This window comes from Streptomyces sp. NPDC048297 (assembly GCF_043201585.1).
Lineage (GTDB): Bacteria > Actinomycetota > Actinomycetes > Streptomycetales > Streptomycetaceae > Streptomyces.
In genome coordinates, this window is the sequence record NZ_JBICZA010000052.1 from 1 (window position 1) to 16669 (window position 16669).

General features: G+C 74.1%; 15 protein-coding genes and 1 rRNA gene. 13 read left to right on the forward strand and 3 right to left on the reverse strand.

Going from position 1 to position 16669, the window contains the following annotated elements; all coding sequences use genetic code 11:
* The 3 genes from rrf to ACGFYV_RS34900 form a co-directional block, all read left to right on the forward strand.
* A 5S ribosomal RNA gene (gene rrf, locus ACGFYV_RS34890) occupies positions 1–92 on the forward strand; the annotation flags it as partial.
* Between the two features lie 150 nt (positions 93–242).
* The gene (locus ACGFYV_RS34895) at positions 243–1562 is read left to right on the forward strand and encodes a hypothetical protein (protein WP_393882589.1); all 1320 of its coding nucleotides are present in this window, start codon (positions 243–245) and stop codon (positions 1560–1562) included.
* A complete protein-coding gene (locus tag ACGFYV_RS34900; RefSeq protein ID WP_393882590.1) occupies positions 1454–2296 on the forward strand; it encodes a hypothetical protein in 843 nt (280 codons plus the stop codon). The genes ACGFYV_RS34895 and ACGFYV_RS34900 overlap by 109 nt, the downstream gene beginning before the upstream one ends.
* Positions 2297–2409: 113 nt before the next feature.
* Here the strand turns inward: ACGFYV_RS34900 and ACGFYV_RS34905 are convergent, their stop codons facing one another.
* On the reverse strand, positions 2410–3696 hold the full coding sequence (locus tag ACGFYV_RS34905; protein ID WP_393882552.1) for a DUF1015 domain-containing protein: 1287 nt from the start codon (positions 3694–3696) through the stop codon (positions 2410–2412).
* A gap of 72 nt (positions 3697–3768) precedes the next feature.
* Here ACGFYV_RS34905 and ACGFYV_RS34910 point away from each other — a divergent pair, with 72 nt between their 5' ends.
* The 4 genes from ACGFYV_RS34910 to ACGFYV_RS34925 all read left to right on the forward strand — a co-directional run bounded on the left by ACGFYV_RS34910 (position 3769) and on the right by ACGFYV_RS34925 (position 7843).
* Complete coding sequence (locus ACGFYV_RS34910; protein WP_393882553.1) at positions 3769–4797, forward strand: HAD hydrolase-like protein; 1029 nt, start codon at positions 3769–3771, stop codon at positions 4795–4797.
* 69 nt (positions 4798–4866) lie between these two features.
* Positions 4867–5910, forward strand: coding sequence for a FecCD family ABC transporter permease (locus tag ACGFYV_RS34915; protein WP_393882554.1), 1044 nt, complete (start codon positions 4867–4869; stop codon positions 5908–5910).
* A gap of 14 nt (positions 5911–5924) precedes the next feature.
* Positions 5925–6980, forward strand: coding sequence for a FecCD family ABC transporter permease (locus tag ACGFYV_RS34920; RefSeq protein ID WP_393882555.1), 1056 nt, complete (start codon positions 5925–5927; stop codon positions 6978–6980).
* Positions 6977–7843: an ABC transporter ATP-binding protein gene (locus ACGFYV_RS34925; RefSeq protein ID WP_393882556.1), complete on the forward strand. Its 867-nt coding sequence runs from the start codon at positions 6977–6979 to the stop codon at positions 7841–7843. Before ACGFYV_RS34920 ends, ACGFYV_RS34925 begins: the two co-directional genes overlap by 4 nt.
* Before the next feature lie 34 nt (positions 7844–7877).
* Here ACGFYV_RS34925 and ACGFYV_RS34930 read toward each other — a convergent pair whose 3' ends face one another.
* Positions 7878–8225 carry a sterol-binding protein gene (locus tag ACGFYV_RS34930; protein WP_393882557.1) on the reverse strand — a complete coding sequence of 116 codons (348 nt, stop codon included), beginning with the start codon at positions 8223–8225 and terminating at the stop codon, positions 7878–7880.
* 42 nt (positions 8226–8267) lie between these two features.
* On the opposite strand from ACGFYV_RS34930, the gene ACGFYV_RS34935 reads away from it, so the two are divergent.
* The 6 genes from ACGFYV_RS34935 to ACGFYV_RS34960 all read left to right on the forward strand — a co-directional run bounded on the left by ACGFYV_RS34935 (position 8268) and on the right by ACGFYV_RS34960 (position 14941).
* Positions 8268–8657, forward strand: a complete 390-nt coding sequence (locus ACGFYV_RS34935) for a hypothetical protein (RefSeq protein ID WP_393882558.1) — start codon at positions 8268–8270, stop codon at positions 8655–8657.
* Between the two features lie 7 nt (positions 8658–8664).
* Entirely contained in the window at positions 8665–9480 is an 816-nt protein-coding gene (locus ACGFYV_RS34940) for a TlyA family RNA methyltransferase (protein ID WP_393882559.1), read from the forward strand.
* Complete coding sequence (locus ACGFYV_RS34945; protein ID WP_393882560.1) at positions 9477–10379, forward strand: NAD kinase; 903 nt, start codon at positions 9477–9479, stop codon at positions 10377–10379. Before ACGFYV_RS34940 ends, ACGFYV_RS34945 begins: the two co-directional genes overlap by 4 nt.
* Positions 10380–10520: 141 nt before the next feature.
* Positions 10521–12263 (forward strand): DNA repair protein RecN, encoded by a 1743-nt coding sequence (gene recN, locus ACGFYV_RS34950; RefSeq protein WP_393882561.1) that lies wholly within the window; start codon positions 10521–10523, stop codon positions 12261–12263.
* A 456-nt stretch (positions 12264–12719) separates the two neighbouring features.
* Positions 12720–13475 carry a hypothetical protein gene (locus ACGFYV_RS34955; protein ID WP_393882562.1) on the forward strand — a complete coding sequence of 252 codons (756 nt, stop codon included), beginning with the start codon at positions 12720–12722 and terminating at the stop codon, positions 13473–13475.
* A 320-nt stretch (positions 13476–13795) separates the two neighbouring features.
* A complete protein-coding gene (locus ACGFYV_RS34960) occupies positions 13796–14941 on the forward strand; it encodes a glycosyltransferase family 4 protein (protein ID WP_393882591.1) in 1146 nt (381 codons plus the stop codon).
* 55 nt (positions 14942–14996) lie between these two features.
* Here the strand turns inward: ACGFYV_RS34960 and ACGFYV_RS34965 are convergent, their stop codons facing one another.
* Entirely contained in the window at positions 14997–16646 is a 1650-nt protein-coding gene (locus ACGFYV_RS34965) for a PucR family transcriptional regulator (RefSeq protein WP_393882563.1), read from the reverse strand.
* Positions 16647–16669: the final 23 nt, after the last annotated feature.

Below are 16669 nucleotides of genomic sequence, written 5' to 3' on the forward strand. Positions count from 1 at the left end.
CGCCCGGTTACATTCCGAACCCGGAAGCTAAGCCTCACAGCGCCGATGGTACTGCAGGGGGGACCCTGTGGGAGAGTAGGACGCCGCCGAACAATCTTTGGAGGACCCCTGGTCCCAGCGTTCAGCTGGGACCAGGGGTCCTTTTGTTTTTACAATGCTTGCGGTACCTAAGACAGGAGTCACCATGTCCACCAACTCTCCCGACGACCGACCGGAGCGCGACCAGCGGCGACGGGACAGTGGTGACCGCGGTGATCGTGGCGGCTACCGCGGGGACCGTGGCGGCTTCCGGCGGGACAACGACCGTGGCGATCGCGGCGGTTACGGCCGGCGTGACGACAACCGCGGTGGCGGCTCCGGCGACCGGAGCGACCGCGGCGACCGTGGTGGCTTCCGTCGCGATGACCGACGTGACGACCGAGGTGGCGACCGTCGTGACGACCGCGGCGGGTTCCGCCGTGACGACCGAGGTGGCGACCGCCCCGCCTTCCGCCGCGATGACCGGCGCGACGACAATCGCGGCGGTAGCTATGGGCGACGTGACGACCGGGGTTCGCGTCCTGGGTTCCAGCGTGACGACCGCGACCGTGGGCCGCGTCGTGACGACCGCGGTGGTGAGCGCCCTGCCTTCCGGCGTGACGACCGTGGCGGTGAGCGCCCCGCCTTCCGCCGCGACGACCGCCGTGACGACCGCGGCGGGTTCCGCCGTGAGGACGACCGCGGCGACCGTGGTGGCTTCCGTCGCGATGACCGCCGTGACGATCGCGGTGGCGACCGTCGTGACGACCGCGGCGGGTTCCGTCGTGACGACCGCGGTGGCGACCGCCCCGCCTTCCGCCGCGATGACCGCCGCGACGACAATCGCGGTGGCGGCTACGGGCGCCGTGACGACCGTCGCGAGGACAGCCGTGGCGGCTACGGCGACCGGGGTTCGCGTCCTGGGTTCCAGCGTGACGACCGCGACCGTGGGCCGCGTCGTGACGACCGCGGTGGCGACCGTGGCGGGTTCCGTCGCGACGACCGCGGTGGCGACCGCCCTGCCTTCCGGCGTGACGACCGTGGCGGTGAGCGCCCCGCCTTCCGCCGCGACGACCGCCGTGATGACCGTGGCGGGTTCCGCCGTGAGGACGACCGCGGCGACCGTGGTGGCTTCCGTCGCGATGACCGCCGTGACGATCGCGGTGGCGACCGTCGTGACGACCGCGGCGGGTTCCGTCGCGACGACCGCGGTGGCGACCGCCCCGCCTTCCGCCGCGATGACCGCCGTGACGAGCGGCGCGACGACAGCCGTGGTGGCTTCCGTGGCCGGGACGACCGAGGTGCCCGTGGCCCCCGTCGGGACGACCGTGGCGGCCGGCCGACGGGCGGCGGCTTCCGGGGCCGGGACGACCGGCGTGATGGTGGCTTCCGCGGCCGGGACGACCGCGACCGCGACCGTGAGCCGATCAAGCGGCTGCCGATCCCGGAGGACGTCACCGGCGACGAGATCGACAAGGACGTCCGGCAGGAGCTGCAGAGCCTGCCCAAGACGCTCGCGGAGGACGTCGCCAAGAACCTGGTGATGGTCGCGCGGCTCATCGACGAGGACCCCGAGGGGGCCTACGGCTACTCCAAGGTGGCCCTGCGCCTGGCGTCCCGCGTGGCCGCTGTTCGTGAGGCCGCCGGGTTCGCCGCGTACGCCAGCCAGAAGTACAGCGAGGCGCTCGCCGAGTTCCGGGCCGCGCGGCGTATGTCGGGCAGCGTGGAGCTGTGGCCGGTGATGGCCGACTGCGAGCGTGGGCTCGGCCGCCCGGAGAAGGCGCTGGAGATGGCCGGCGCTCCGGAGGTGCAGAAGCTGGACAAGGCCGGTCAGGTCGAGATGCGGCTCGTCGCGGCGGGTGCCCGGCGTGACATGGGGCAGCTGGACGCGGCCATCGTGACCCTGCAGAGCCCCGAGCTGGCGTCCAACTCGGTCCAGCCGTGGACCGCGCGGCTGCGCTACGCCTACGCGGACGCCCTGCTGGCCGCCGGCCGGGAGGGCGAGGCGCGGGAGTGGTTCGCTAAGGCCGTCGAGGCGGACCGGGACGGCAGCACGGACGCCTCCGACCGACTGGCCGAGCTGGACGGCGTCGAGTTCGTCGACGCTCTCGACGAGAGCGACAGCGAGAACGACAGCGACAGCCAGGCCGAGTCCGGTACCGAGGCCCGGAGCGGCCGGGACGACGACGGCGACAGTGACGACGACAGTGACGACAAGGGCAAGGGCGTGAAGAGCGCCGAGTCCGCGGACGTCACCGCGACGGACGACGAGGACTGACCGACTGACCCGAACGGGTGAGGACGTGAGGACGTGAGCACGTGAGCACGTGACAAAGGGCGGGACCGAAACGGTCCCGCCCTTTTGTCGTATACGAGCGTCGTATATGGGCGTCACATCTCCAGGGCCCGCAGCACCAGCCCCGACGCCGGCTTGGGGCCGAACGACGTCGACTTGCGGGGCATCGTGACGCCCTGGCGGGCAAGATCGCGGACGACGTCCTCGCGCACGGGGTGCATCAGGACGGCCGTTCCGCCGTCGCGTTCCGCCTTGGCGACCGTGGCCGCCGTGTCGTGGATGTAGGCGATGTGGGCGGGGGAGTCCTCGGGGATGCGCCAGACGTGGTCGAGGAGCGTGGTGTGCAGGACGGTGGCGTCCAGGGAACGCCAGGCGGCCGGCCGGTCGGCCGGGATCGTCCGGGCGAGCAGGTCCGGGTCCGGGCGGTCGATCAGGTGGAAGGCGCCGTCGCCGGCCAGCAGGAAGGCGTTGCCCGCGCAGGACGCGTCCGCCAGCGCCTCCAGAGCCCCGGCCAGCGGCACGTCCGCGAGGTGCCGTACCCGGAACAGGCCGTCCAGGGCCGCCAGCGCGTCCGTGACCGGCAGCCGGTGCAGGAGACGGTGGATGGCGCGGACGCGCAGGGGATAGCGGGCGGTGTCGACCAGGAGGACCAGGCCGTGGTCCCAGGGGCTGGGGGAGGGGTGTTCGGCGCGCAGCCTGCGGTAGGTGGCCCAGCGGTGGTGGCCGTCGGCGATGAGGGCCTGGTGGTGGGACAGGTCGGCCTGGACGCGGGCCGTGTCGGCCGGGTCGGTGATCGCCCAGAGGCTGTGGAGGAAGCCGTCCTCGGTGGTCGTGGCGAGCAGCGGCGGCTGCTGCACCGTGCGCTCGACGACCTCGGCCGCACCGCCGTTGCCGTGGTAGGTGAGCAGCAACGGCTCCAGGTTGGCGCGGGTGGCGCGCATCAGGCCGGCGCGGTCGGCGACCACGGGCGGCATGACGTCCTCGTGCGGGAGGACGACGCCCTCGGCGGGGTCGGACACGCGCAGGGCGCCGATGACACCGCGCTGGAGCATCCCGTTGCCGTCGCGCTGCTCGTACACGTACAGGGCGGGGTCCGGGTCGGCGGTCAGGATGCCCTCGGCGAGCCAGCGGCGCAGGGTCTGCGCGGCCTGTTCGTTGCGGGCGCTCGGGTTGTCGGCCTGGGGAAGGATCAGCCGGACGATGTTGTGCGGATCGGCCGACTGGAGGTGGTACAGCCCGTCGGGGCGTACGACGACGTCGTACGGCGGGGAGGTGACGGAGGCCAGGCTGCCGACCCGGTCGGGGTCGTACCGAAGGCCGCGGAACGGGGTGAGTTCCAGGCCTCGGCGCGCCGTTGCTTCCGAGTGACCTGCAGTGTTCATCCCGGCATCGTACGTGTGTCAGTGGGGTGGGGGATGATCGGGGAAAGACGGTCGAACGAGGAGCGATGGGGAATGAGCCAGAGCGTCAGGACGAGGCCCGAGGGCGTGGGCCAGCCCCTGAGCGAGGCGTACGACACGGCGCTGCTCGATCTGGACGGGGTGGTGTACGCGGGCGGGAGCGCGATCGCGCACGCCGTCGACTCGCTGGCGCGGGCGCGTGTGGGCGGGATGCACCTGGCCTACGTCACGAACAACGCGCTGCGTACGCCGGACGCCGTGGCAGGGCACCTCACGGAGCTGGGGATACCGACGGGGGCGGACGACGTCATCACCTCGGCGCAGGCGGTCGCGCGGCTGATCAGCGAGCAGGTGCCGGCCGGGGCGAAGGTGCTGGTGATCGGCGGTGAGGGGCTGCGCGTGGCGCTGCGCGAGCGCGGGCTGACGCCGGTGGAGTCGGCGGACGACGATCCCGTGGCGGTCGCGCAGGGGTACGGCGGGCCGGATCTCGCCTGGGGGCGGTTCGCGGAGGCGTCGTACGCGGTGGCCCGGGGTGTGCCGTGGTTCGCGTCGAACACCGACCTGACGATTCCGGGCGACCGGGGCATCGCGCCGGGCAACGGCGCCGCGGTGGAGGTCGTACGGATCGCGACGGGCGCGGAGCCGCAGGTGGCGGGCAAGCCGCTGCCTCCCATGCACCGGGAGACCGTCCTGCGCACCGGGGCGAAGCGGCCACTGGTCGTCGGGGACCGGCTGGACACGGACATCGAGGGCGCGTTCAACGGCGGTGTGGACTCGCTGCTCGTGCTGACCGGTGTCACCGACGGTGCCCAGCTGCTGGCCGCGCCGCCGCAGCACCGGCCGACGTATGTGGACGCCGACCTGCGCGGGCTGCTCACCGGCCAGCCGGAGGTCGCGGGGACGGAGGCCGGCTTCCGCTGCGGAGGCTGGACGGCGACGGCCGGTGCCGACCGCCTGGAGCTGGAGGGGGACGGCGAGGCGCTCGACGGGCTGCGGGCACTGTGCGCGGCGGCCTGGACGGCGGCCGGGGAAGGGGTTTGCGCGCTGGACGGGGGCAAGGCGCTGGCCAGACTGGGTCTGTGACGCACGGGAACTTCGGGGACTTCCCGGCCCGCATCGAGATGGTTAGCGAGGGTAGGCTAACCTAACCTCGTGTTGGTTGACAGTCCTCCCGAACAGCGCGCGGAAACCGCCCCCGCGCCCCCAACCCGCCGTGCGGTACGCCCCCTTGGGCTCCTCCTGTCCCTCGTGGTCCTGGCGCTCGTGGCCCTCGTGAGCATCGCGATCGGGGCGAAAGCGCTGACGCCGGACCAGGTCTGGCACGGCCTGTTCCAGGACACGGGGACGTACGGCGACGTCGTCGTGGACGCGCGGATCTCGCGCACGGTCCTCGGGCTGCTGGCCGGTGCCGCGCTCGGGCTGGCCGGGGCCGTGCTCCAGGCGCTCACCCGCAATCCGCTGGCCGACCCCGGCCTGCTCGGCATCAACGCGGGTGCCTCCGCCGCCGTCGTCACCGCCATCACCTTCTTCGGCGTCACCAGCCTGACCGGATATGTGTGGTTCGCCTTCGCCGGTGCGGCGGCGGTCGGTGCGCTGGTCTGGTTCCTCGGCGGCAGCCGGGGCGCCACGCCGGTGCGGCTCGCGCTCGCCGGAACGGCCATCAGCGCGGCCCTGTACGGCTATCTCCAGGCCGTGATGATCATGGACGACGCGGCGCTGGGCAAGATGCGCTTCTGGACGGTGGGTTCGCTGGCCTCGGCCGACAACGCGACCATCGTGCAGGTGCTGCCGTTCCTCGCGGTGGGCACGCTGCTCGCCCTGGGGCTCGCCCGGCCGCTCAACGCCGTGGCCATGGGCGACGACACCGCCACCGCCCTCGGCGCCCACCTGAACCGCACGCGGGCGCTGTCCATGCTCGCCGCGACCGTGCTGTGCGGGGCGGCGACCGCCGCGTGCGGGCCGATCGCGTTCGTCGGGCTGATGGTCCCGCATGCCGTGAGGTCCTTCACCGGCCCCGACCTGCGCTGGATCCTGCCGTACGCGACGGTCCTGTCGCCCGTGCTGCTGCTCGGCGCCGACGTCATCGGCCGGGTGGTGGCCCGCCCCTCGGAACTCCAGGTCGGCATCGTCACCGCCCTCATCGGCGGGCCGGTCTTCATCCTTCTCGTGCGACGGCGCAGGACGGCCCAGCTGTGAAGACCGACCGAGTCATGAAGGCCAACCGAGTCAAGAAGGCCAACCATGTCATCAGGACGCCGGGCGGGCTCTCGCTGCGGCTGGACGTCCGTGCCGTCACCGTCGTCGTCCTGCTGCTCCTCACCGCGCTCGCCGCGAGCGTCGTACTGATCGGCACCGGCGACTTCCCGATCCCCGCGGGCGACGTCGTGAAGGCGCTGCTCGGCGACGGCAGCGCCGGCCAGGAGTTCGTGGTCAGGGAGCTGCGGCTGCCGAGGGTCCTGGTCGGGCTGCTGGTCGGCGGGTCCCTCGGGCTCGGCGGGGCGCTGTTCCAGGCCGTGACCCGCAACCCGCTGGGCAGCCCCGACGTGCTGGGCCTCGGGCAGGGGGCGACCGCCGGGGCGCTCGTGATGATCGTGCTGTTCTCCGGGAGCGCCACCCAGGTCACCGCGGGCGCGCTCGTGGGCGGTCTGGTGACCGGGTTCGCCATCTATCTGCTCGCCTGGAAGCGGGGCGTGCACGGATACCGGCTGGTCCTGGTCGGAATCGGCGTCTCCGCGATCCTCACGGCGGTCAACGGCTATCTGCTCACCGTGTCCGACATCGTCGACGCGGCCCGTGCCGTCGTCTGGATGACGGGCTCCCTCGACGGCCGCGACTGGGACCAGGTCGGGCCGCTGCTCGGGGTGTGCGCCGTGCTCGTACCGCTCGCGCTCGTCAACGCGCGCGGCCTCAGGACGATGGGGATGGGCGACGACGTCTCGAACGCCCTCGGCGTGCGCGTCGAACGCGTACGGGCCCTGCTGATGGTGACCGCCGTCCTGCTCACCGCGACCGCCACCGCCGCGGCCGGCCCCGTCGGGTTCGTGGCCCTCACCGCACCCCAGCTGGCCCGTCGCCTGACCCGTTCCCCGGGTCCGAACCTGCTGCCCTCCCTGTGCATGGGCGCCGCCCTCCTGGTCAGCGCCGACTGGGCCTCGCAGCGGGCCTTCGGCGCGGGACGGCTGCCCGTCGGCGTGGTCACCGGAGTCCTGGGCGGCGGCTACCTGCTCTGGCTGCTCGTCACCGAGCGCAGGGCGGGCCGGATATGAGCGCCGTCACCGAGTCAGACAGCACCGAGTCAGACAGCACGAGGAGCACCGTGAACCGCCTGTCCGCCGAGAACGTCACCCTCGCCTACGACCAGCGCGTCATCGCCGAACAGCTGTCGGTCCAGATCCCGGACCGGTCCTTCACGGTGATCGTCGGCCCGAACGCGTGCGGCAAGTCGACGCTCCTGCGCGGGCTGTCGCGGATGCTCAGGCCCAGCCAGGGCCGGGTGCTGCTGGACGGGCAGGTCATCCAGTCGATGCCCGCCAAGAAGGTCGCCCGGACCCTCGGCCTGCTCCCGCAGTCGTCCATCGCGCCCGAGGGCATCACGGTCGCCGACCTCGTGGGCCGTGGCCGCTACCCGCACCAGGGGCTGCTGCGGCAGTGGTCCGCCGAGGACGAGCGGGTCGTCCAGGAGTCCATGGCGCACACCGGGGTCGCCGAACTCGCGGACCGCTACGTGGACGAGCTGTCCGGCGGCCAGCGCCAGCGCGTGTGGATCGCCATGGCCCTCGCCCAGCAGACCCCGCTGCTGCTCCTGGACGAGCCGACCACCTATCTGGACATCCAGCACCAGATCGACGTCCTCGACCTGTGCGCCGAACTGCACGAGACCCAGGGCCGCACCCTCGTCGCCGTCCTGCACGACCTCAACCACGCCGCCCGCTACGCCACCCACCTCATCGCCCTGCGCGGCGGCCAGGTCATCGCGGAGGGCGCCCCGGCCGACATCGTCACGGCCGGGCTGGTCGAGGAGGTCTTCGGGCTGCGCTGCCAGATCATCGAGGACCCCGAGACGGGAACCCCACTGGTGGTGCCGGCCGCACGGCGGGCCAGGGCGGCGAAGGCCCCGGCGCCATCCTGAGCGGCGCGAACCCCGAGGGCGACCGGGCGGGGTGTCAGAGCAGCTTCCGCAGCCGGAACAGGTCCAGCAGGCTCGCCTCCAGCCTGACCCGTCCCGAGCCCCAGGCGGTCGCGAAGTTCAGCCCTCCGCCCACCAGGGCCACCAGGTCGTCGCCGGACATGGCGAGCCGGATCCGGGCCTTCTCCCGCGGCGGCCCCGGATACGTCTCGTCCACCTCCAGCCGGCCCCCGGTCATCCGGCCGGCGAAGGTCACGTCCAGGTCGGTGATGTGACAGCTCACCGAGCGGTCCAGGGCGGCGGCCTCGCCGACGTCGCCCTCGGCGCCCTGCATGTTGTCCGAAAGCTTTCCCAGTGCGGCGCGGCACTCCTCGATCGTGGCCATCGCGGACGACGGTACCGCAGCCGTTCGAGGTAGCGTCTGGGCATGAGCGAGTCCGTGTCAGAGGCCGTGGCCGGGGCAGAGGCCGAAACGCGAGCCGAAGCGCAAGCCGAAGCGCAGGCCGAGGCGCAGGTGGAAGCGGAGCCCGGGACGGGCGCCGGGCCCGAGGACGCCCCCGCCGCCCCCGCCGACCCCGCCCCCCTGGGCGTCCCCCGCGCCCCCACCGGCAACGCCGAGGTCGACGCCCGGCTGGAGCGGCTGGCCGACGCCGACCACCTCGCCACCGACGGACATCTCGAGGTGTACGAGGATGTACACGAGGGGTTGCGCGACGCGCTCACCGCGCTCGACGCCCGCCCGGGGCCGCCGGCCCCCTCACCCTCGTACCACCCACCGTCGTACAACCCACCCTCGTACCACCAGAGCAGGAGCTGAACCGAACGTGGCAGGAGTCGCACGCCGTCGTCTGGACGCGGAGCTGGTCCGCCGGAAGCTCGCGCGCTCGCGCGAGCACGCCAGCCAGCTGATCGCCGCCGGGCGGGTCACCGTCGGCAGGACCGTGGCGACCAAGCCGGCCACACAGGTGGAGACCGCCGCGGCGATCGTCGTCGAGACCGACGACAGCGATCCGGACTACGTCTCCCGGGGCGGCCACAAGCTCGCCGGCGCGCTGGAGGCGTTCGTACCGCAGGGGCTCGTCGTCGGGGGCCGGCGCGCGCTGGACGCCGGAGCCTCCACCGGTGGCTTCACCGATGTCCTGCTGCGCGCGGGCGCCGCGCACGTGGTCGCCGTGGACGTCGGCTACGGACAGCTCGCCTGGTCTCTGCAGAGCGATGAACGCGTCACCGTCAAGGACCGTACGAACGTACGTGAGTTGACGCTCGAAGCGATCGACGGGGAGCCGGTGGATCTTGTCGTGGGCGATCTGTCCTTCATCCCGCTCGGGCTGGTGCTGCCCGCCCTGAAGCGGTGCGTGAAGCCGGACGCCGACCTGGTGATGATGGTCAAGCCGCAGTTTGAGGTGGGCAAGGAACGGCTCGGCAGCGGGGGCGTCGTACGAAGCCCGCAGCTGCGGGCCGAGGCCGTGCGGGGGGTGGCCGAGAAGGCCTGGGAGCTGGGGCTCGGCGTGCGGGCGGTCACCGCGAGCCCGCTGCCCGGACCGTCCGGGAACGTCGAGTACTTTCTGTGGCTGCGTGCCGGGGCGCCCGCCCTGGACCCGGCCGATGTCGACCGAGCAGTGGCGGAGGGGCCGCGTTGACACAAGACCGAGCGCGTACTGTTTTCCTGCTCGCCCACACCGGGCGGCCCGCGGCGATCCGCAGTGCGGAACTGGTGGTCAAGGGACTGCTGGGGCAGGGCATCGGGGTGCGGGTGCTGGAGGAGGAGGCGCGCGACCTGCCGCTGCCCGACGAGGTGGCCCTCGTCAAGGAGGCGACACCGCAGTGCCTGGACGGCTGTGAGCTGCTGATCGTCCTCGGCGGCGACGGCACGCTGCTGCGCGGCGCCGAGTTCGCGCGGGCCTCCGGGGTGCCGATGCTCGGCGTCAACCTCGGGCGCGTCGGATTCCTCGCGGAGGCCGAGCGGGACGACCTCGACCGGGTCGTCGACCGGGTGGTAGCCCGCTCGTACGAGGTCGAGGAGCGGATGACCATCGACGTGGTGGTGCACCGCAACGGGGACATCGTGCACACGGACTGGGCGCTGAACGAGGCGGCCGTGCAGAAGGCCGGCGCCGAGAAGATGCTCGAGGTCGTGCTGGAGATCGACGGGCGGCCGGTCACCGCTTTCGGGTGCGACGGGATCGTGCTGTCGACGCCGACCGGCTCGACGGCGTACGCGTTCTCCGCCGGGGGCCCGGTGGTGTGGCCCGAGGTGGAGGCGCTGCTGATGGTGCCGATCAGCGCGCACGCGCTGTTCGCGAAGCCGCTCGTGACCTCGCCGGATTCCGTGCTCGCCGTGGAGGTTCTGCCGCACATCCCGCCGGGTGTGCTGTGGTGCGACGGGCGGCGGACCGTCGAGTTGCCGCCGGGGGCGCGGGTGGAGGTGCGGCGGGGGGCCGTGCCGGTGCGGCTGGCCCGGCTGCATCACGCGTCGTTCACCGATCGGCTGGTGGCGAAGTTCGCGTTGCCCACACATGGGTGGCGGGGGGCGCACTAGCGGAAGGCGGGGGGCGCGTGAGGAGCGTCGGCGGCCGTGGGAGCGTTGTGGCTGGTCGAGTGGTTCCCCGCGCCCCTGAAGCCGGACCACCCCTCGGAGTGACATGGGCAGCCTGTGTGCACTCTTCCGCCCGGACCTCGTATGGTCTGTTCCGTGTTGGAGGAGATGCGGATACGGTCACTCGGGGTCATCGACGACGCTGTCGTCGAGTTGTCGCCGGGGTTCACCGCGGTCACCGGTGAGACGGGTGCGGGCAAGACCATGGTGGTCACCAGCCTGGGGTTGCTGCTCGGCGGGCGCGCGGACCCGGCGCTCGTGCGGATCGGCGCCGACAGGGCGGTCGTGGAGGGACGGGTCACCGTGCCCGTGGGCGCCTCCGTCGCCGTACGCGCCGAGGAGGCCGGGGCCGAGCTGGACGACGGGGCCCTGCTGATCAGCCGTACCGTTTCGGCCGAGGGGCGCTCGCGGGCGCACCTGGGCGGGCGCAGCGTGCCCGTGGGCGTGCTCGCCGAGCTGGCCGACGAGCTGGTGGCCGTGCACGGCCAGACCGACCAGCAGGGGCTGCTGAAGCTGTCCCGGCAGCGGCAGGCGCTCGACCGGTACGCCGGGAACGCGGTCACGGTGCCGCTGGACAAGTACGGCGAGGCCTACCGGCGGCTGCGGGCCGTCTCCACCGAACTGGAGGAGATCGTCACGCGCGCGCGTGAGCGCGCCCAGGAAGCCGACATGCTCCGGTACGGGATCGAGGAGATCTCCGCCGTCGAGCCGCGCCCCGGTGAGGACGTGGAGCTGGCCGAGGAGGCGGAGCGGCTCGGGCACGCCGAGGCGCTGTCGTCCGCCGCGACCGCCGCACACGCCGCTCTCGCGGGCAATCCCGAGGACCCCGAGGGGATCGACGCCCAGGCGCTCGTCGCGGGCGCGCACCGCGCGCTGGAGGCCGTCCGGTCCCACGACCCGGCGCTCGCCTCCCTCGCCGAGCGGATCGGCGAGGTCGGCATCCTGCTCGGCGACGTGGCCGGGGAGCTGGCCGGGTACGCCGACGACCTGGACGCCGACCCGCTGCGGCTGGCCGCCGTGGAGGAGCGCCGGGCCGCGCTCACCGCCCTCACCCGCAAGTACGGCCAGGACGTCGGCGCCGTCCTCGTCTGGGCCGAGCAGAGCGCCGCGCGGCTGACCGAGCTGGACGGCGACGACGAGCGGATCGGTGAACTCACCGCCGAGCGGGACGCGCTGCGCACCGGACTGGGCGCCCTGGCACAGGCGTTGACGGACGCGCGCGCGGAGGCCGCCGAGCGGTTCGCCGCCGCCGTGACCGCCGAGCTGGCCTCGCTGGCGATGCCCCACGCGCGCGTGTCCTTCGACATCCGGCAGACCGAGGACCCCGAGGGCGTCGAGGTCGGCGGGCGCACGGTCGCGTACGGCCCGTCCGGCGCGGACGAGGTCGAGCTGCTGCTCGCCCCGCACCCGGGGGCGCCGCCGCGGCCGATCGCCAAGGGCGCGTCCGGCGGTGAGCTGTCCCGCGTGATGCTCGCCGTGGAGGTCGTGTTCGCGGGCACGGACCCCGTGCCGACGTACCTCTTCGACGAGGTCGACGCCGGTGTCGGCGGCAAGGCCGCGGTCGAGATCGGGCGGCGCCTGGCGAAGCTCGCCAGGACCGCGCAGGTCGTCGTCGTCACCCACCTCCCGCAGGTCGCCGCCTTCGCCGACCGTCAGCTGCTGGTCGAGAAGACCAACGACGGCTCGGTCACCCGCTCCGGCGTGAAGGTGCTGGAGGGCGAGGACCGCGTCCGCGAGCTGTCCCGCATGCTGGCCGGCCAGGAGGACTCCGAGACGGCCCGCGCACACGCGGAGGAACTGCTGGCCACGGCACGGGCCGAGGGCTAGGAAGCGGGCAGGGCGGCGGGGCGGGCGGGGCGGCGGGGCCGGGCACGATCCGTACCGGCCACGCCGTCGCCGCCGCCCGCTTTCCGCGCGTCACCGTCGACGCCCTTCCGCACGTCATCGGCAACTCCCTTCCGCACGCCATCGCCGGCCCCTTTCCGCACGCCATTGACGACCCCCTTCCGTGCGTCATCGGCAGCCGGCTTCCGCACGTCATCGCCGACCGCCTTCCGCAGGTCGTCGCCGCCCGCTTTCCGCGCGTCACCGTCGACTCCCTCCCGCGCGCCATCGTCGACTCCCTTCCGCGCGTCATCGGCAGCCGGCTTCCGCAGGTCGTCGCTGACCCCTTTCCGCAGGTCATCGGCAACCTCCTCCCGTGCGTCATCGGCAACCCCCTCCCACAGGTCATCGCCGACCCCCTTCCGCGTATCACCGTCAACCCCCTTCTACAGTGGCCGGATGAGTACGCGACCCGGCCGGTGTGCGGCCTTCCTCTCGGCGGCCGTGCTGAGCCGTGGGGCGAGCGCGGCGCTGCGCGTGGCCGCGCTCGGCGGGAGCGATCGCTGGCGGCGGAAGAACTACGCCGGCCGGAGCGTCGAGCTGTACGCCGGGCCCGCCACCGCCGTCGCCACGGCCCTCGCCGCCGCCCGGGTGCGTCCCTCGGCCGGGCTCGCCGTGCTTGCGGCCGGGGTCTGCGGGGCGTACGACGACGTCGCCGGGGCGGGTGACCCGCGGCGCGGCTTCCGGGCGCATCTTGGTGCGCTGCGGCAGGGTGAAGTGACCAGCGGTGCCGTCAAGTTGTTCGGGATCTCGGCCGCCGGGCTGGTGGCCGGCGTGCTGCTGAAGGAGCGTCCGCTCGACCGGCTGCCGGCGGGGGTCGTGATCGCCGGGGCCGCGCACTTCGTGAACCTCGTCGACGTACGGCCCGGACGCGCGGCCGTCGCGGTGCTCGCGCTCGGGGCGCCGGGGATGGCGCGGACGGGTGCGGGCGGCGCGCTGGCCGCCGTCGCGGCGGGTGGTGCCGCGGCCGTGCTCCCGGACGACCTCGGGGAGCGCGCGATGTTGGGTGACGCGGGGGCGCACGCCCTCGGGGCGGCGCTCGGCGGTGCGGTGGTGGCGTGCAACCAGCGCGCGGGACTGCTCGCGCACGCCGTCGCGGTGGTGGCCGCCGCGGTGTACGGGGACCGGGTGAGCGCGTGGGCGCGCGCCCGGTGAGCCGCTGACCTCGCGGTACGGTCCCGGGAGCCGCGCGTCCGCCCCCGAGCCTCCTTCACCCGTGTGGGTGATGTGCTCCGGCGCATTGCCCCGCCTGCCGCGCTGTGCGCCTGCCCGTGTTTCCCGGAACGGCCGTACGTACTGGCATGCTTGACGGGGAACGCGGGGCGGGCGGCGGACCGGACACGGTCCGCGTGAGAGGCGCGCGCGGTACGTCCTTCCGCTCCTTCCCGTCCGTCCCGCCCGCTACCGTCTGTACGTTCCCTCGTGACCCGTGACCGACCCGCGCCGACATCAGGAGCCCCGGCCCCGTGAGCCCCGTGAGTCCCGTGAGCAGCAACGCACCGCACGGCCAGTCGCCGCTGCGCACCGTGCAGGTGCTGGGCGGGGGCGACGCCGGAAGCAGTGCGCATGTGCGCTCCCTGGCCGAGGGACTCGTCGCCCGGGGCGTGCGGGTCACCGTGTGCGCCCCCGCCGAGGCCGACCACGCCTACGACTTCAGCGGCACCGGCGCCGACCACGTGCCCGTCCCGCGCAGCAGCGACCCCGGCTCCGTGGCCGCGCTCCGGGCGGCCTGCGCCGACGCCGACCTGGTCCACGCGCACGGCCTGCACGCCTCCTTCCGCACCGTCCTCGCGCTCGGCGGCCGGCGCACCCCGCTCGTCGTCACCTGGCACAACCGGGCGCAGGCCGAGGGCGCGCGGGCGCATCTGCTGCGGCTGCTGGAGCGGCGCGTCGTGCGTGCGGCCGCGGTGGTGATCGGCACCACGTCCGATCTGGTGGACCGGGCCCGCCGGACCGGCGCCAGGGACGCCCGGCTCGGTGCCGTCGCCCTGCCGGGGCGGCGCGTTCCCGTCAACACCGACGACACCGACGACACCGAGCGGCCGGGTCCCAAGCTGCGTGCCGAACTCGGCGCCACCGGGCGCCCGTTGCTCCTCGCGGTCGGTTCCCTCGACCGGCACCGGGGCTACGAGGTCCTGCTGGACGCGGCCCGGACCTGGCGCCGCCTCGACCCGCTGCCGCTGGTCGTCGTCGCCGGGGAGGGGCCCCTGCGGCCCGTGCTGCAGCGGCGGATCGAGGACGAGCGGCTGCCGGTCCGGCTCATCGGGACCCGCGACGACGTGCCGGAGTTGCTCGCCGCCGCCGACCTGGCGCTGCTGACCAGCAAATGGGAGTCCCGCTCCGTGCTCGCCCAGGAAGCCCTGCACGCACGCGTGCCGCTCGTCGCGACCGCCGTCGGCGGCGTCCCGGACCTCGTGGGCGACGCGGCCGAACTCGTCCCGTACGGCGACGCGCCGGCGCTCGCGGACGCCGTCGTACGGCTCATCGCCGACCCGGAGCGGCGCGAGCTGCTCCAGGAACTCGGCGAACGGCAGGCCGCGACCTGGCCCACCGAGGACGAGACGGTGGCCCAGGTCCTGAGCGTGTACGACGAACTGACCCAGCCGAGACCACTGGCCTGACCGCTGGCCCGGCCGCCGGAGTACTGGACTGCCGGGCTGCCGGGCTAGCCCTGGGCTAGGCCACGTGGCGGCGGGCGCGCAGGGCGAGGCTCAGGGCCAGGACCGTCTGCGGGTCGTCGAGGTCGGTGCCCAGCAACTCGCTGATGCGGGCGAGGCGGTTGTAGAGGGTCTGGCGGTTGAGGTGCAGCTCGCGGGCGGTCTCGGCCTTGCGTCCCGCGTGGGCGAGATAGGTCTCCAGGGTGGGCAGCAGCGGCGGCTTGGAGCGGTGGTCGTGGTCGCGCAGCGGGCCGATCGCGCGGTCCACGAAGGCCGCCAGGTCCGGGTGATCGCGCAGCCGCCACAGCAGCAGGTCGATGTCCAGGCGGCGGGCGTCGTACCAGGGGCGGTCGGTCAGGCCCTCCGCCGCCGTCGCCGTCTCCGCCGCGTGCCGCAGGCCCGCCGACGCGGCCGCCCAGCCGCCGGCCACCCCGACCACCACGACCGGCGGCGGGGTCCCCGGGCGCCGCATCCCGGCCCGCTCCACGCCCGCGCGCAGCGCCGCCGCGACCCGGTCCGCGACCGCCGCCCGCTCCGACTCCGAGCGCAGCCCGAGCAGTACGGGCACCCGGCCCTCGACCGGCCGCACACCCAGCAGCACCGGCACCCCCACCGAGGCCAGCTCCTCGGCGACCGCCCGCGCCAGCACCGCCCAGCCCCCGCCGGGGGAGAGGGCGTCCCCGACCCGCATCACCACCGGGAGCAGGGGGCTGTTGCCGGGCTTGAACCCCAGGACCCGGGCCTGCGCGGGCGCGTCCTCGGCGCTGACGCGGCCCTCGGCGAGATCGGTGAGGAAGTCGCCCCGGCCGCGCGCCGCCAGCTCCTCCTCCTGCCGGGCCTGCATCAGCACCACCGCCAGGATCCCGGCGGCCCGCTCGGCGGCGATCCGGTGCACCGGGGCCAGCGGCGCGCGCACCGGCAGCAGCACGAGGCGGGCCCGCACCGCACCCGGTCCCGCCCCGGGGCCGCCGCCGGGCACGTCCACGAGCACCGAACCGGCGGGCGGCGGCACGTCCTTGTGCGGGCCCCGCAGCCCCTCCCACACCTGCAGCGGATCGGCGCCCTCGGGGCCGGACCCGGCGGCGTACAGCAGCCGGCCGTCGGCCGTCTCCAGGAACACCGGGTTGTCGCTGAAGTCGGCCAGGATGCCCAGCACCTGCGGCACCCCGCCCCCGCCCAGCAGCGCCTCGGTACACCGCCGGTGCACCTCCTCCGCCCGCTGGAGCAGCGCGTAGTGCCCGTTGACGATCTCGGTGTGGATCTCCTCGGTGACGGCCACGAACGGCACCTCGCGGTGCAGCTGGACCAGCGGTAGCCCGGCGCTGCGGGCAGTGTCCACCAGGGCCGCGGGCAGCCGGGTGAAACGCGGGCCCAGCTCCACGACCAGCGCGGCGATGCCCCGCTCGGCGAGCGTGCGCACGAACGCCCGCTGCTCGGCGGGACGGGTGCCGAGGCCGTAGCCCGTGGTGAGCAGCAGCTCGCCGCCCTTGAGCAGCGAGGCGATGTTCGGCACCTCGCCCGCGTGCACCCAGCGCACGGTGCGCCCCAGCCGGTCGGCGCCCGCCAGGATCTCCGGGAGCCCGCTGCGCAGCCCCGGCAGCTCCAGGGCTCGCTGAACGGTGATCCCGGCGCCCTGCGTGGCGAGTCTGCTGTCCGTACCGCTGTCCATGCAGCGGACGCTACCTGCGCAAA

Coding starts and splice junctions, on each gene's coding strand:
- ACGFYV_RS34935 (WP_393882558.1), top strand. CDS start 8,268: ATGAGCGAGTCCGTGTCAGAGGCCGTGGCCGGGGCAGAGGCCGAAACG.
- ACGFYV_RS34965 (WP_393882563.1), bottom strand. CDS start 16,646: ATGGACAGCGGTACGGACAGCAGACTCGCCACGCAGGGCGCCGGGATC.
- ACGFYV_RS34905 (WP_393882552.1), bottom strand. CDS start 3,696: ATGAACACTGCAGGTCACTCGGAAGCAACGGCGCGCCGAGGCCTGGAA.
- ACGFYV_RS34955 (WP_393882562.1), top strand. CDS start 12,720: ATGAGTACGCGACCCGGCCGGTGTGCGGCCTTCCTCTCGGCGGCCGTG.
- ACGFYV_RS34920 (WP_393882555.1), top strand. CDS start 5,925: ATGAAGGCCAACCGAGTCAAGAAGGCCAACCATGTCATCAGGACGCCG.
- ACGFYV_RS34925 (WP_393882556.1), top strand. CDS start 6,977: ATGAGCGCCGTCACCGAGTCAGACAGCACCGAGTCAGACAGCACGAGG.
- recN (WP_393882561.1), top strand. CDS start 10,521: ATGGTCTGTTCCGTGTTGGAGGAGATGCGGATACGGTCACTCGGGGTC.
- ACGFYV_RS34910 (WP_393882553.1), top strand. CDS start 3,769: ATGAGCCAGAGCGTCAGGACGAGGCCCGAGGGCGTGGGCCAGCCCCTG.
- ACGFYV_RS34930 (WP_393882557.1), bottom strand. CDS start 8,225: ATGGCCACGATCGAGGAGTGCCGCGCCGCACTGGGAAAGCTTTCGGAC.